Origin of the sequence: Phyllobacterium sp. CCNWLW109, assembly GCF_037203905.1 — a bacterium.
GTDB classification, from domain to species: domain Bacteria; phylum Pseudomonadota; class Alphaproteobacteria; order Rhizobiales; family Rhizobiaceae; genus Phyllobacterium; species Phyllobacterium ifriqiyense.
In genome coordinates this window covers 452,899-466,392 of sequence record NZ_JBBCBK010000004.1, presented here as the reverse complement: position 1 = coordinate 466,392, position 13,494 = coordinate 452,899, and the positions used below count along the sequence as shown (strand labels likewise).

General features: G+C 51.2%; 14 protein-coding genes. 2 read left to right on the top strand and 12 right to left on the bottom strand.

Translation table 11 applies throughout. From position 1 onward, the window contains the following. Positions 1 to 42: 42 nt before the first annotated feature. The 9 genes from V9K92_RS17730 to V9K92_RS17690 all read right to left on the bottom strand — a co-directional run bounded on the left by V9K92_RS17730 (position 43) and on the right by V9K92_RS17690 (position 7,283). Positions 43 to 783, bottom strand: a complete 741-nt coding sequence (locus V9K92_RS17730) for a pyridoxine 5'-phosphate synthase (protein ID WP_115052610.1) — start codon at positions 781 to 783, stop codon at positions 43 to 45. 109 nt (positions 784 to 892) lie between these two features. Continuing rightward, a complete protein-coding gene (locus tag V9K92_RS17725) occupies positions 893 to 2,020 on the bottom strand; it encodes an ATP-dependent DNA helicase (RefSeq protein ID WP_122083390.1) in 1,128 nt (375 codons plus the stop codon). A 61-nt stretch (positions 2,021 to 2,081) separates the two neighbouring features. Then, positions 2,082 to 2,528, bottom strand: coding sequence for a hypothetical protein (locus V9K92_RS17720; RefSeq protein WP_115052608.1), 447 nt, complete (start codon positions 2,526 to 2,528; stop codon positions 2,082 to 2,084). After that, the gene (locus tag V9K92_RS17715; RefSeq protein WP_336439811.1) at positions 2,525 to 2,881 is read right to left on the bottom strand and encodes a nitrile hydratase accessory protein; all 357 of its coding nucleotides are present in this window, start codon (positions 2,879 to 2,881) and stop codon (positions 2,525 to 2,527) included. Before V9K92_RS17715 ends, V9K92_RS17720 begins: the two co-directional genes overlap by 4 nt. Continuing rightward, positions 2,868 to 3,527, bottom strand: a complete 660-nt coding sequence (gene nthB / locus V9K92_RS17710) for a nitrile hydratase subunit beta (protein WP_336439810.1) — start codon at positions 3,525 to 3,527, stop codon at positions 2,868 to 2,870. Before nthB ends, V9K92_RS17715 begins: the two co-directional genes overlap by 14 nt. Further along, entirely contained in the window at positions 3,524 to 4,144 is a 621-nt protein-coding gene (gene nthA, locus V9K92_RS17705) for a nitrile hydratase subunit alpha (RefSeq protein WP_337354544.1), read from the bottom strand. The genes nthB and nthA overlap by 4 nt, the downstream gene beginning before the upstream one ends. A gap of 37 nt (positions 4,145 to 4,181) precedes the next feature. Beyond that, on the bottom strand, positions 4,182 to 4,775 hold the full coding sequence (locus V9K92_RS17700) for a LysE family translocator (RefSeq protein ID WP_115052605.1): 594 nt from the start codon (positions 4,773 to 4,775) through the stop codon (positions 4,182 to 4,184). Between the two features lie 115 nt (positions 4,776 to 4,890). Then, complete coding sequence (gene ilvN / locus V9K92_RS17695) at positions 4,891 to 5,463, bottom strand: acetolactate synthase small subunit (protein WP_115052604.1); 573 nt, start codon at positions 5,461 to 5,463, stop codon at positions 4,891 to 4,893. Between the two features lie 17 nt (positions 5,464 to 5,480). Continuing rightward, positions 5,481 to 7,283: an acetolactate synthase 3 large subunit gene (locus tag V9K92_RS17690; protein WP_337354543.1), complete on the bottom strand. Its 1,803-nt coding sequence runs from the start codon at positions 7,281 to 7,283 to the stop codon at positions 5,481 to 5,483. 358 nt (positions 7,284 to 7,641) lie between these two features. Here V9K92_RS17690 and V9K92_RS17685 point away from each other — a divergent pair, with 358 nt between their 5' ends. Then, positions 7,642 to 9,492: an ATP-binding protein gene (locus V9K92_RS17685; RefSeq protein ID WP_337354542.1), complete on the top strand. Its 1,851-nt coding sequence runs from the start codon at positions 7,642 to 7,644 to the stop codon at positions 9,490 to 9,492. A 4-nt stretch (positions 9,493 to 9,496) separates the two neighbouring features. On the opposite strand, the gene miaA is transcribed toward V9K92_RS17685, so the two are convergent. Beyond that, positions 9,497 to 10,390 (bottom strand): tRNA (adenosine(37)-N6)-dimethylallyltransferase MiaA, encoded by an 894-nt coding sequence (gene miaA, locus V9K92_RS17680; RefSeq protein ID WP_370878831.1) that lies wholly within the window; start codon positions 10,388 to 10,390, stop codon positions 9,497 to 9,499. Between the two features lie 14 nt (positions 10,391 to 10,404). Between miaA and serB the strand changes: the two genes are divergently transcribed. Then, the gene (serB, locus tag V9K92_RS17675; RefSeq protein WP_337354541.1) at positions 10,405 to 11,292 is read left to right on the top strand and encodes a phosphoserine phosphatase SerB; all 888 of its coding nucleotides are present in this window, start codon (positions 10,405 to 10,407) and stop codon (positions 11,290 to 11,292) included. A gap of 167 nt (positions 11,293 to 11,459) precedes the next feature. On the opposite strand, the gene V9K92_RS17670 is transcribed toward serB, so the two are convergent. Together V9K92_RS17670 and V9K92_RS17665 are read right to left on the bottom strand one after the other, a co-directional pair. Continuing rightward, positions 11,460 to 12,953, bottom strand: a complete 1,494-nt coding sequence (locus V9K92_RS17670; protein WP_370878872.1) for a DegQ family serine endoprotease — start codon at positions 12,951 to 12,953, stop codon at positions 11,460 to 11,462. Between the two features lie 345 nt (positions 12,954 to 13,298). Then, entirely contained in the window at positions 13,299 to 13,484 is a 186-nt protein-coding gene (locus V9K92_RS17665; RefSeq protein WP_115052599.1) for a DUF2065 domain-containing protein, read from the bottom strand. Positions 13,485 to 13,494 lie beyond the last annotated feature (10 nt).

Below are 13,494 nucleotides of genomic sequence, written 5' to 3'. Positions count from 1 at the left end.
GCAAAAATGCATGACAGCAGATTAGCATGCTAAATCAAAGCATTATACCTTGAGCGCATTGAGAAATCTTTCCACAGAGCCCGCCATCCCATGTATTAAAGCATCCGCTGTGAGGCCGTGACCAATGGAAACTTCGGCAAGTTTTGGCACTTTCTTCACCAGCGCAGGTAAATTTGCTACCGTCAGATCATGTCCGGCATTCACCGCAATACCCGCTTTCGCTGCTGCAGATGCCGTAACGCCCAGCTTCTCAAGTTCAATTAGCGCGCCGTTTGGATCATCATACATTGAGCCATAAGGGCCAGTGTAAAGTTCAATTCGATCAGCGCCAAGTTCTTTTGCGGCCAGCGGCGTCTCCGGATCCGGATCAACAAAAAGGGAGACTCGCATGCCGCGGTTTTTCAAATCCCGAATAATAGGCGTCAGAAATTCTGCGTTGCGCTCCAAGTCCCAACCATGATCGGACGTCGATTGGGCTGGATCATCCGGCACCAGCGTCACCTGTTCTGGTTCATTCCTGGTAACCAGTTCGAGAAATTCACTGGTTGGATAACCCTCAATATTGAACTCTGCTTCAGGAAACTCATCATCAATGAGGGCACGAATTTCCGGAAGGTCGGCAAACCGGATATGCCGTTCATCGGGCCGGGGATGCACCGTCAGTCCGGAAGCCCCCGCAGCCAATGCTATACGGCCGATACCGATGACATTTGGCCAAGGCAGATCACGGCGGTTCCGCAACATAGCAATTGCGTTCAGATTAACAGACAAAGATGCGGTCATGAAAATATCCGGAGCAGTGTATTTGGGTTTTGTTGTACATGAGTTTGGAGACGCTAGACATGCTTATCTTTGCGACGGCAGCGCAAACCCTCAACTTAACCACCTGAATTTATCGGACAACAGTCAAGCGTTCGGCTGCACGGGTTATAGCCGTATAAAGCCAGCGATCCCGCGTGTCTCGAAACGCATAGCTCTCGTCAAACAGCACCACTTCGTTCCACTGTGAACCCTGTGCCTTATGAGTAGTCAACGCGTAGCCATAATCGAAATCATCGAAACGCTTCTTTGTTTGCCACGGTATCTCCACATCGGGATCGTCAAACTGCGCTTTCAGCAATTTTATTTTCGCTACACCCCGTCCTGGCTCTTCATCTTCCGGTGCGATCAGCAAGTTGATGCCAGGTTTTACTGTCTCGCGTGAAGAGGTCATCACCTTCCAAAGCGAACCATTGAGAAGCCCCTTGGCTGGATCGTTACGCAAGCAGACCAGCTTATCGCCTGCCTGCGGAAAGGCAGCCGAAAATCCCTTGAGCTCTCGCAAGCGCTGATTATATCGTTTGCGGGTTCGGTTCGTACCCACGAGCACTTGATCTGCCCCCAGCACCAGCTCTTGAGTAACCTCTGACTTGGAAATCACCTTGGCGGCACCATAATCGCCAAATTCAAATTCGCGCCCCTCACGAACGTCCAAGGCCAACCGCAAAATTGGATTGTCACGCGCTTGCCGATGAATCTCACTCAATAGAAAGTCAGGCTCATGTTCGGTGAAAAAGCCACCGCCGGATATGGGCGGCAATTGTCCCGGATCACCCAAAACAAGAATTGGCGTTCCGAAACTCATAAGGTCCCGCCCCAATTGCTCATCAACCATCGAGCACTCATCAACGACAATCAATTTTGCCTTTGCTACAGGACTCTGCCTATTGAGAGAAAAGGTTGGCGCGATGCTGGTTTTGCCTGTCGTTTCGTTTTCGACAGCCTCTTCACCGCGCGGCCTATAGATAAGCGAATGCAGCGTGCGCGCGTTCTTGGCGCCCTTGGAACGCAAAACCTGCGCAGCTTTGCCCGTAAACGCAGCAAATTGAACATCGCCTTCGATATGTTCCGCAAAATAACGCGCAAGCGTTGTTTTGCCGGTGCCGGCATAGCCAAACAGCCTGAAAATCGGACTTCGTCCGCCCTTCAGCCATTTTGAGACGGCCTGTAAGGCCTCATCCTGTTGTGGTGACAGTTGCATGATCCTGAGAGACAGGATTCGTAATCAAAGGGCAAGGAAAATGCTGACAAAGGCCATTAGACTATAAATTATCAGGATTCCCGGAACGGATCTGTCCTTCGCCGGCAAGGCCAAATTGCTGGTCTAACATACGAAAACGGTCGCCCTTGACCTGCAACTTCCAGCAAATTTTCTTTTCCTCACCTTCATAAGTGAAACATAGGCTACCTTGGTCCAGCGCCCACTCCCCCGAATATGACATGCCCTTTGTTGCGAGCTCGTCGGGCTTGCAGCATTCGATCATCTTGCCGCGTGATGTGCCGTCAGCGCCAAGATACTCGCTGAAATTAAAGGGCGGCTGCGCTTTGACTTCGCCGGTAAGCGTTGCCCCTGTGACGATCTTACGGAGCTCTTCCTCATTAGGCGTAGGCCAAATATCTGCCTGTGCAAGGGCCTGCGTTACCACAAGTCCTCCAACAAGGGCAGCAAGAACAGAAATACTTCGCAATACTGTCAGCATAGTTTTCATACCCGATCAGGATCATTTTCCAGCCTGATAGGCTGCCCATGAGGCGTTGCCAAGGCAGCGCGTTGCCAGGCACGCGTCAGCAAATCTATATCCGCTTTTGGCGCAACCTTCTTTTCCGTTATGAGCGATTCCAACGCAGCAAGCCAGCATTGATAATAGTCGCTAGGGTCTTCCAGCTCGTCCGACTGTTTTAGTTGGGACGATAAAGCCTGTGCCCACTCGGCCCAGCTGAACAATCCACGCTCATGTAGCGCGACCACCATTGCAAATGCTTCTGCCTGCCAAGGTTGCGCAAAAACCGTTGCTTCTCCTCCAGGGGCGGCGGAATTACCGATCAGATCATGCAAGCTCAATATAATCCTCCCAAGCGTCAATACTGATGGTCAACAAAGGATCTGCGGCAACACCCCAAATTTCTGAAGCTTGAAACACGACGGTATAGACATATTGAGGGTTTTCCCCTTGGCCATGCGCGTTCGTGTCAGGAAACACGAAACCATCGCGAACAGCTTCGATGATACCGGTCTTGCCCCGCGCATAGCGTGGTAGGCGCGTATGAGTCTTAGGATTTAGATTACGGGTTCGCACTCGATCACCCGCTTGGAAACGAGGCTCGGACTTCATCTCCCTGTCGCATGGACCACCTTTAGCGAGCACGGAGGGTACGCTTTCTGCTAATAAGACACGTTTTGGAGTCGCGCTCTTTGTTAAAAACCGCGCCATTCTCAATTCGTCATCTGAAACGAACCCATGTCGCTCCAGGAGAACTTCCAAAGCCTTGATCCAAATTTCATAGTAGGATGACGAATAATAATCGGCTGGATGCAGGCTTTCTCGAGCATGACGGCTTTCATCAATGTTCCAATGCCCCATGCCACCCGCAGCAAGCGTGATGCCTAACGCCCTTTTTTCCCATTCTGCATGAAACAATGGCTCGTTGACTTCAGGGGCAACGGGACCAAATCCCATCTGCCCGCCAAGATCGTGCGGCCCGTTCATGTATGCCCCGGCGTCAAAGGCAGTCCGGTCCCGATCATTGAATCCCGCGTAACGAGAGCGGCCAGTTGCTCATCATTCAGGTCATGGGAACCTTCAGGGCGCAGTGGCACCACCAGGTAGCGCAGCTCAGCGGTTGAATCCCACACCCGTATCTGGGTGGTTTGAGGCAGAACCAGATCAAATTCGGCGAGAACACCGCGAGGGTCGATCACGGCTTGTGATCGATAAGGTGGCGATTTGTACCAGACTGGAGGTAATCCAAGCACTGACCACGGATAACAAGAGCAAAGTGTGCAAACGACAAGATTATGCGTATCGGCCGTATTGAATACAGCCTGCATATGCTCGCCTTGCCGACCGGTGAATCCAAGTGAAGCGATAGCCGCCGTAGCGTCCCGCTGGAGCCAGTCTGAAAATTCAGGATCGCTCCACGCTTTTGCTACTACCTTGGCGCCATTTCTTGGGCCGATCTTGGTTTCATAAGTCTCGACTATGGCTTCTATCGCCAAGGGATCGATCAAACCCTTTTCGGTCAGGATCGTTTCCAGCGCACGCACTCGCGCAGCCATGGGGTCAAGCTCATTATCATGGTGATGGTCGTCGTGATCATGTGGCATGGCAAAATCCTATGCACCTAAAGCCTTAGATGCAAGATCACTTCAACATAGGCCAAAGACTTGCCACCAAGAGAACGGCCATAATGATATTGAACCATTTGAGTCTTACTGGATCGGCAAGCCATCCGCGCATGATCTGGCCAAATGCGGCCCAGCTCGATACCGATGGTATATTGACGACAGCAAAGGCTATGCCGACTATCATCATCGTCGTGAAATAGGCATCCGGCGAGGTATAGGTCGCCATGGCTGTAACGGCCATCACCCACGCCTTGGGGTTGATCCATTGAAAGGCTGCCGCTTCCACAAACGTCATTGGCCGAGCCCTGCTATCAACATTGCTTATGGAGCGAGACATCGCAATTTTATAAGCAAGATAAAGAAGATAGGCTCCGCCTGCGAATTTCAGGACGGTATAAAGCACAGGCATGGCTTCAATTAGTGCGCCAAGCCCGCAGCCGACACCAATCAATAGGGTGAAGAAGCCAGAGCCAATGCCGAACATATGCGGAATGGATCGCCTGAAACCGAAATTAACGCCTGAGGTCAGCAGCATTAAATTGTTCGGTCCCGGCGTTATCGAGGTCACGAAAGCAAAAAGAAGTAGTGTCAGGAAAACATCGAGCGCCATTTAAGAACCAGTCAATGAAAATCCAACATTAAGATCTGGCCTGCCACCGCTCAATATCCAACTTGTCAGGGATACAATTTACCCCTGACAAAAAGAGAATTGATCCTCTGACAGATCACATTCCCAAAGGACCACGGTTCATTGCAGCAACACCGGTCCGGCAGATTTCAACAAGACCAAGCGGCTTCATGATCGCAATAAACTGATCGATTTTCGAACCTTTGCCGGTGATTTCAAAAATGAAGTGCTCGGTTGTGGCATCAGCAACTTTTGCATGAAAAGCATCTGCAAGACGTAATGCTTCATTTCGGTGCTCGCCAAGCCCAGCAACCTTGACCAGTGCCAGTTCGCGCTGGATTGGCCCTGCTTGGCCGAGTTCATCAGCACGGACAGAGAGGTCCACAACACGGTGCACCGGCACGATGCGCTCTAGCTGATGGCGTATCTGGTCAAGAATATGCGGCGTCCCTCGTGTCACAATGGTGATGCGTGACAGATGTTGCTCATGCTCCGTTTCGGAAACCGTCAGGCTTTCGATATTGTAGCCCCGTCCGGAAAAGAGACCGATGACGCGTGCGAGTACACCAGGTTCATTATCCACAAGGACGGACAAGACAGTCGTAACAGGTAGTTCAGTCTCCTTGGCGATGAAATATGCCGAGCCGGAGGCTAGATTTTGAGCGTTCATTCTATTTCTCCGGGTTCTTAAACGAGCTGTCTGCCCTTGGCATCAATAGCGTTTGCAACGGCTTCATCGGTGGCTTCGTCAGGCAGAAGCATCTCATTGTGGGCTTTGCCTGATGGTATCATCGGGAAGCAATTTGCCAGATTGGCAACGCGGCAATCAAAAAGCACAGGCTTTTTGACATCAATCATTTCCTGAATAGCGTCGTCGAGATCGCCAGGCTTTTCACAACGAATACCATGGCCACCATAAGCTTCCGCCAATTTGACAAAGTCCGGCAATGCTTCTGTGTAGGAATGCGACAAGCGATTGCCGTGCAGCAATTGCTGCCACTGACGAACCATACCCATATATTGGTTGTTCAAGATGAAGATCTTGATCGGCGCCTCATATTGAACTGCCGCGCTCATTTCCTGCATGGTCATCTGCACAGACGCATCGCCAGCAATATCGATAACCAACGAGTCAGGATGGGCGATCTGCACCCCCAGCGCTGCCGGCAAACCATATCCCATCGTGCCAAGCCCACCGGATGTCATCCAGCGGTTTGGCTTTTCAAAGCCGTAGAACTGCGCCGCCCACATCTGATGTTGTCCGACTTCCGTCGTAATGTAGGTGTCGCGATCCTTGGTCAGAGCATAGAGGCGTTCAAGCGCGTATTGCGGCATGATAACGTCCTTGTTGCGGGTATAAGACAAGGATTTCCGGCTACGCCACTTGTCAATTTGCAACCACCAATCATCAATCGCCTTCGCGTTGGGTTTGGTGGATGAAGCACGCAACAAGCGGATCATATCCTCAAGCACCGAGGCAACGTCACCTATCACTGGAATATCGACCCGAACGGCTTTGTTGATTGATGATGGATCGATGTCGATGTGAATCTTTTTCGAATTTGGTGAGAATCCGCTCAGGCGCCCTGTAATGCGGTCATCGAAACGAGCACCAATGTTCACCATGACATCACAGTCATGCATGGTCATATTGGCTTCATACGTGCCATGCATGCCGAGCATTCCCAGCCAATTCTTGCCAGAAGCCGGATAAGCGCCAAGCCCCATCAATGTCGATGTGATGGGGAAATTCGTCAGCTGTACCAACTCGCGCAACAATTTGCTTGCTTCATCACCGGAGTTGATAACGCCACCACCCGAATAAATCACCGGGCGCTTTGCCGTCAGCATCAGCGCTACAGCCTGCTTTACGGCTTCGAGGTCTGCCTGGATGGTGGGACGATAACTGGTCCGCGGACTGGTTTCAGGAGGTGTATAAATGCCCGTAGCGAACTGAACGTCCTTGGGAACATCAACCAGAACTGGACCAGGACGTCCGGTGCGAGCGATGTGAAACGCTTCGTGCAATATACGGGAGAGATCGTTTACGTCCTTCACCAGCCAGTTATGTTTGGTGCAAGGACGCGTAATTCCAACGGTATCACATTCTTGAAAAGCATCTGATCCGATCAAACTGGTTGGAACCTGTCCGCTGATGCAAACAAGCGGAATTGAATCCATTAACGCATCTTGAAGTGGGGTAACGGCGTTGGTTGCACCTGGACCGGAAGTAACCAGCATGACACCGACTTTGCCGGTGGAACGAGCATATCCTTCAGCCGCATGACCAGCGCCCTGCTCATGGCGAACGAGAATGTGGTTGATCTTGTCCTGCTGAAAGAGTTCATCATAGATCGGAAGCACAGCACCACCGGGATATCCGAAAATATCGGTCACGCCCTGATCGATAAGAGCCTGCACGACCATTTCGGCGCCAGTCATCTCACGTCGTTGCGAAGTTTTACTGCTATCCTGTTTATCTGCTGTCATCGGTCTCTTCCCGTCTATTCTGCGGCGCAAAGCCTTTCAGAAGGTGCTTTCGTTTAACTGAGATGTAGAAAATAAAAAAGGCCCCCGAGGGAGCCTGTGTTTCGCGCATGGGAGCTTTCGCCGGGTGCTTACAACACCCTGCCCATACGCGGTCCCACGACAATAAGAACTGTTTTCATGGTCGCGGACGATAATTTAGTGATTTCAATCCGTCAACCGGCAAAGTGCAAATCAAGTCAGGTGATTGTGGTCACGGCGATTTAGCATTGGGTCGCTAAGGTATTTTCAATTCCTTGCATGCAAAATAGCCATCTGGCCTCTGTCATCCGACGGGCAATCTAACTGGGATAAACAGCCGATGAGCGCTGAAGCCATGCCTACCGGAGAACCGCGGCCATTTGTTCGCAACAGAGCCGATGGTCATATTATCGAATGCAATGGCCGGACAGCTGTCATTTATGCCCAAACAGGTCCATCAACAGGTGCTTCCGACGATTACTGGACCGTCGGGCAACTTATCTCCATTCAAGTCGACAGCGCCCGAATAGTCGGGCTGATATTCAAAGTTGATTTGCCTGAAACCCGATGGGTTTCAGGTTCAGATCAGGATGTGCATGTGCACGTCGAACTTGTCGGACAGGTCAACACGGATGCCAATGACAAACTGACGTTTTCGTCGGGCATCGCAAACTATCCTCATATGGGGGCGATAGCGCATCGTATTCGCGCGACTGATCTGGCCACGATTTATACCGCAAGTCTCAAGAATGCAGTTTCAATAGGACATCTATCGCAGAACGCATCAATCCCTGCCCTGATTTCCATCGAAAGTTTGATTACCCGCCACTTTGCCGTTCTTGGCAGCACAGGCGTCGGAAAATCGAGCGCAGTTTCGCTTCTTTTGCGCAAAATCATCAAGCAGCGCCCAGAACTTCGAATCCTGATCCTTGATCCACATAATGAATTTGCCAGCGCATTTCCCAAAAATGCAATCTCAATAGACCATAATACTTTTGATATGCCCTACTGGTTGTTCAAACTCGAAGAGTTTGCGGAGGCCGTATTCCGGGGACGCCCTGTCATCGCCGGTGAAGTAGATGCCTTGAGGGATTTGATCCCCATGGCCAAGGAACAATTTGCAAATTCAGAGCAACCCGTAGCTCCTTCACTCCTAAAAAGAGACCGGGATTACACATCAATGACGGCTGATACGCCGGCACCCTATCGAATAGCTGACCTAATCAAGTTGATTGATGAACGCATTGGCCAACTTGAAGGCAAGACCGATAGGCCAGTCATGAAGGCTCTGAAACAACGTCTTCAGGCATTGATCGCTGACCCCCGTTATCGGTTCATGTTTACCGCCCCAACGACAATGGACACTATGCGGCAGACCATCAGTCATATTTTCCGCATACCGGCAAATGATAAACCTATCTGCGTTTTTCAGCTGGCTGGATTGCCATCAGAAGTCGTGAACTCTGTTGCGTCCGTATTGTGCCGAATGGCCTTTGATCTGGCTGTTTCAAGCGATGGTACCCTGAAGACATTGGTCGTGTGCGAAGAAGCGCATCGCTACATTCCAGCAAATCCGGACGCGGGATTTTTGCCAACGCGGCAAGCGATCGCCCGTATAGCAAAGGAAGGCCGAAAATATGGGGTTTATCTAGGTGTTATCACGCAACGTCCGGGAGAACTCGATTCCACGATTCTATCGCAATGCAGTACTGTTTTCGCCATGCGGCTGGGAAACGAACGCGATCAGGAAATTATTCGTGGCTCAATCACTGGCGCTTCACAAAGTACAGTCGGCTTTCTGTCATCAATCGCAAATCGTGAGGCCATTGCCTTTGGTGAAGCAGTTCCCACGCCGATGCGTATGATATTCGAGACAATAGCCCCGGAAGACCTTCCTGCGGCAAATATGACGAAGAAGCAAGAATTGGCAAAACCAGACAGTCAGCACTTGAGTCTTGATAGCGTGCTAATGCGAATGCGCCAGCTCAATGCCGCTGACGGCATGGCGAAAGACGATACAGACTCGGCATTTCAAACATTTGAGTCCCCCTTGGCCGCACCCAAACCGCAGCCGGAAAAAATTCCATGGCGCAGTACGGAACTGGTCGTGCGGACGGAACAAAGCCAGCCCACTGTTGAAGGCTTTCGTGCAAGCGATCTGATCCGAACATTCCGCAACGATAAAACCTGATAAATCAGGGATATGGCACTCTTTCCCAATCGTCGCCAAGTTGATTGCGAAACCAGGTCATTTGCCGTTTTGCATATTGCCGCGTGGCAATTGTCGCAAGTTCCGCAGCTTGCTCGGCTCTTATTCTTCCGGCCAATACTTCTGCTATTTCCTTAACGCCAATGGCGCGCATGGCTGGCAGTTCTTGTGAAAGTCCAAGCGATAACAAGGACTTGACCTCCTCGATAGCCCCCTCTTCCATCATTGCTTCAAAACGCTTGGCAATACGCGAACCTAGCCACTGCCGATCCGGTTCAATAATGATCTTTCTGGCAGTTGCAGCATTAATCAACGCCCGGCCAGTTTCCTTCTGCCATTCAATGATGGAGCGGCCTGAAGTATCGAAAACTTCAAGCGCACGAACAATTCGCTGACTATCCGTCGGGCGAAGTGATGCGGCAGCCAAAGGGTCTTTCAGCACCAGCATTTCATGGAGTTTTTCCGCTCCCAGTTCACCATCCTGCTTGCGCCAAAAAGAGCGGACAGCCTCTGGGATAGCCGGCATCGTTGAAAGACCGCCAAGAAGTGCACGAAAGTAAAGCCCGGTACCGCCAGCAAAAATCAAAGTCTTTTCAAAGAGTTCCGGAGACTTCAAAAGTCCCTCGACATCGGAAAACCAGCGCCCTGTCGAATAGGCTAAGGAGGGCGAGACGTGTCCATAAAGATAATGAGGCACTCGCTCCAACTCAGCTTTGCCCGGACGCGCGGTCAGCTGTTCCAGCACATTGTAAACTTGCATGGAATCCGTATTGATGATTACGCCATTCAATTCTTCGGCTAAACGAAGCGCGAGCGCTGACTTGCCGCTGGCCGTTGGTCCGGCTATCAGGATTATCTGTCTGTTCAAATCACTGCCCAAATGGAAATCGCCCCATGCCTCTAATGGCTACGCTCATTGCAAATCCTGCCGCATCCAATCTTACACCATCATTGGGAATTAAAGCCTCGGCTGCAGTCAATGCAACAGGTCTTTATTGGCTGGCCGATGGAATTGCCTGTGACATCACCTTGAAAGACACCAGCGACCTCGACGAAGCCAGAGGCCTACTAGCCCGCGCGCTGGACGGCGAACCCATTGATATTATTATTCAAAATCAGGATAGCAGGCGCAAAAAAATTCTGATTGCAGACATGGATTCAACCATGATTCAGCAGGAGTGTATTGATGAACTGGCCGAGGAAGCCGGGTTGCGCGATGAGGTAGCGGCAATCACCGCGCGAGCCATGAATGGCGAAATCGAGTTCGAACCGGCATTGCGGGAGCGCGTTGCCCTACTGGAGGGCCTGTCATATTCGGTCATCGATAAAGTAATCGCAAGCCGGATTACACTGATGCCGGGCGGACCGGAACTTGTCAGAACCATGAAGAAACACGGCGCCTACACCGCTCTCGTTTCCGGCGGCTTTACCGTATTCACACAACGTATCGCCGAGATGATCGGGTTTAACGAAAATAGCGCTAACATATTGATAAACAATGGAGAAACGCTAACAGGCAAAGTCCAGGAACCCATTCTTGGCCGCGCTGCGAAGGTGGCCGCATTAAGCAGCATTTGCGAGCGTTTTGGCTTTGTGCCGGAAGAAGCGATCGCAGTGGGCGATGGCGCTAATGATCTTGATATGTTGCAACTTGCAGGAACTGGTGTCGCTCTTCATGCTAAACCAGTAGTTGCCGAACAGGCCAAGATTCGAATCGACCACGGGGATTTGACCGCTCTGCTCTATATTCAAGGCTACCGAAAGTCCGACTTCCTTATCTAAGCGCACTCGCCTACCCGCAACTATTTTTCACGCTCTGGTAGAAAAATTTCAGCAAAAATCGAGCATTTTTCAGCAACTTTCAAGAATTATGCTTCGAAATGAACCTGTATCGGTAAAAACCTCGACCGATCAGGGCACTTTCGTACGCAGATTGCGCTTCCCAGTGCTCAGTCCATTTGCAAAGTTACAAATCGCAACTCGCCCGTCTTGGATGCGAGCATGAGGAGCGCATTCTTGCGGCCCTCATCGCGCAGTTTTTCGATACGTGCTGCAACATCCTCCGGAGTCGAAACTGTCTCCTGTGCAATATCGACAATTACATCCCCGGCTTGTATCCGCTTATTGCCTGCAACCGAGTCATCCTGGACTTCTGTTACGAGCACGCCTTCGACTTCTTTGGAGATCCCGAATGACTTGCGGGTATCTTCGTCCAGCACGCCCAGGGTCATCCCCAAGACATCAACGCCCTGAATGGCGCCGTCTTCATCCTGATCAGAATCAACAGGTTTCTTGGGAGCTTGTTCACTGTCTTCCAGACGACCAAGCGTGACCTTTACTGTCTGCTCCTTGCCCTTGCGAACAACGACGACATCCACTTCCTTGCCTACGGGGCTTTCAGCAACAACGCGCGGCAGATCTTTGACAGTTGCCACTTCTTTGCCATCGAAGCGAATAATCACATCACCTGCAAGGATGGAGCCGTTGGCGACAGGACCGCCATCAATGATACCGGCAACCAATGCACCCTTGCTGGTGGTCATCCCCAGACTTTCCGCAATATCGTCCGTCACGGGTTGAATACGCACACCCAGCCAGCCGCGACGAGTTTCACCAAATTCCCGCAATTGGGCAATCACGCCGGACGCCAATTCGGCAGGAATGGCAAAGCCGATACCAATTGAGCCACCGGTAGGCGAGATAATCGCGGTATTGATACCGATGACCTGTCCATACATATCAAACAGCGGCCCGCCGGAATTACCGCGATTGATCGCTGCATCGGTCTGGATAAAATTGTCATAGGGGCCAGAATTAATATCGCGGTTGCGTGCAGAAACAATTCCGACTGTCACAGTGCCACCGAAACCAAAGGGATTACCGATTGCCATAACCCAATCGCCAATGCGCGTTTTCGAAGAATCGCCAAATTTCACTGCAACAAGCTTGTGCTTCTTCGGATCAACCTTGAGAACGGCAAGGTCCGTCTTGGTATCTTTACCGACCAATTCGGCTTTCAGTTTCGAGCCATCACTAAAGTTGACCTCGATTTCGTCTGCATCAGCGATCACATGATTATTGGTTACGATAATGCCCTCTTGGGCATCAACGACGAAACCTGAACCCAATGACTGCACCTGACGGGATGGATTGTTTTGCCCCGGTTGTTGCTTACCGAAATAGTCATTGAAGAATTCCTGAAAGGGCGAGCCCTCGGGAACTTTCGGCATCGGGATTGGACCAGAATCCCCGTCCTGTCCCTTAACGGTCTGCGATGTGGAAATATTCACCACAGCGCCCAGGAGACCCTCGGCAAGATCGGCCACAGAAGCCGGGCCCTGCGCTCTTGGCTGCGCACTATTGGGAACAGTTGGCGCCTGCGTCTGCGCATTTGCCACCGTGACGAGTGCCGGTGGAAATCCGGTGGCTGCCAAGGCAGTCAATGCAATTGCGGCTGTAGCAGAACGGAGTGCTTTGCGGGCAGTGCTAGAAACCATGACAACAGGCCTTTTCAATAAGGTCGGAATATTTCAGGCCAGCAGAACCACCACTATGGTCGAAAGTATGGCCGGACAGAGCAAATTTTATTTATATAGAGCCAATTCTGTTTCACGGATAACGAGACAATCCACGCGGAAGGCAGCGAGGTCGATGTGGTTCCATCGAACGAACTGCCTGACCCGCAGAATGACTCTCTATAAACAAAACCTGCCCTAGCTATTTCAGCGTTTATTTGGTTGGAGTTCAACTCAAGATTTGCTGATTGAGATCGACAGCAATATCCAGCTCTAACCGCGGACCAGCCAAACAACGGCCACGCCAATTGCAATCGATGCAACGCCAGCTACACGCAGGAAACCATCGGGTTGCTCGCTGACATCGCGAGCAACCCGTTTGGCTACGATTGGAAAACACCCGTAGAGCAATCCTTCAAAAACAAGGAACAGTCCGACGGCATCCAAAAAATCAGTCATCAGCCGATCC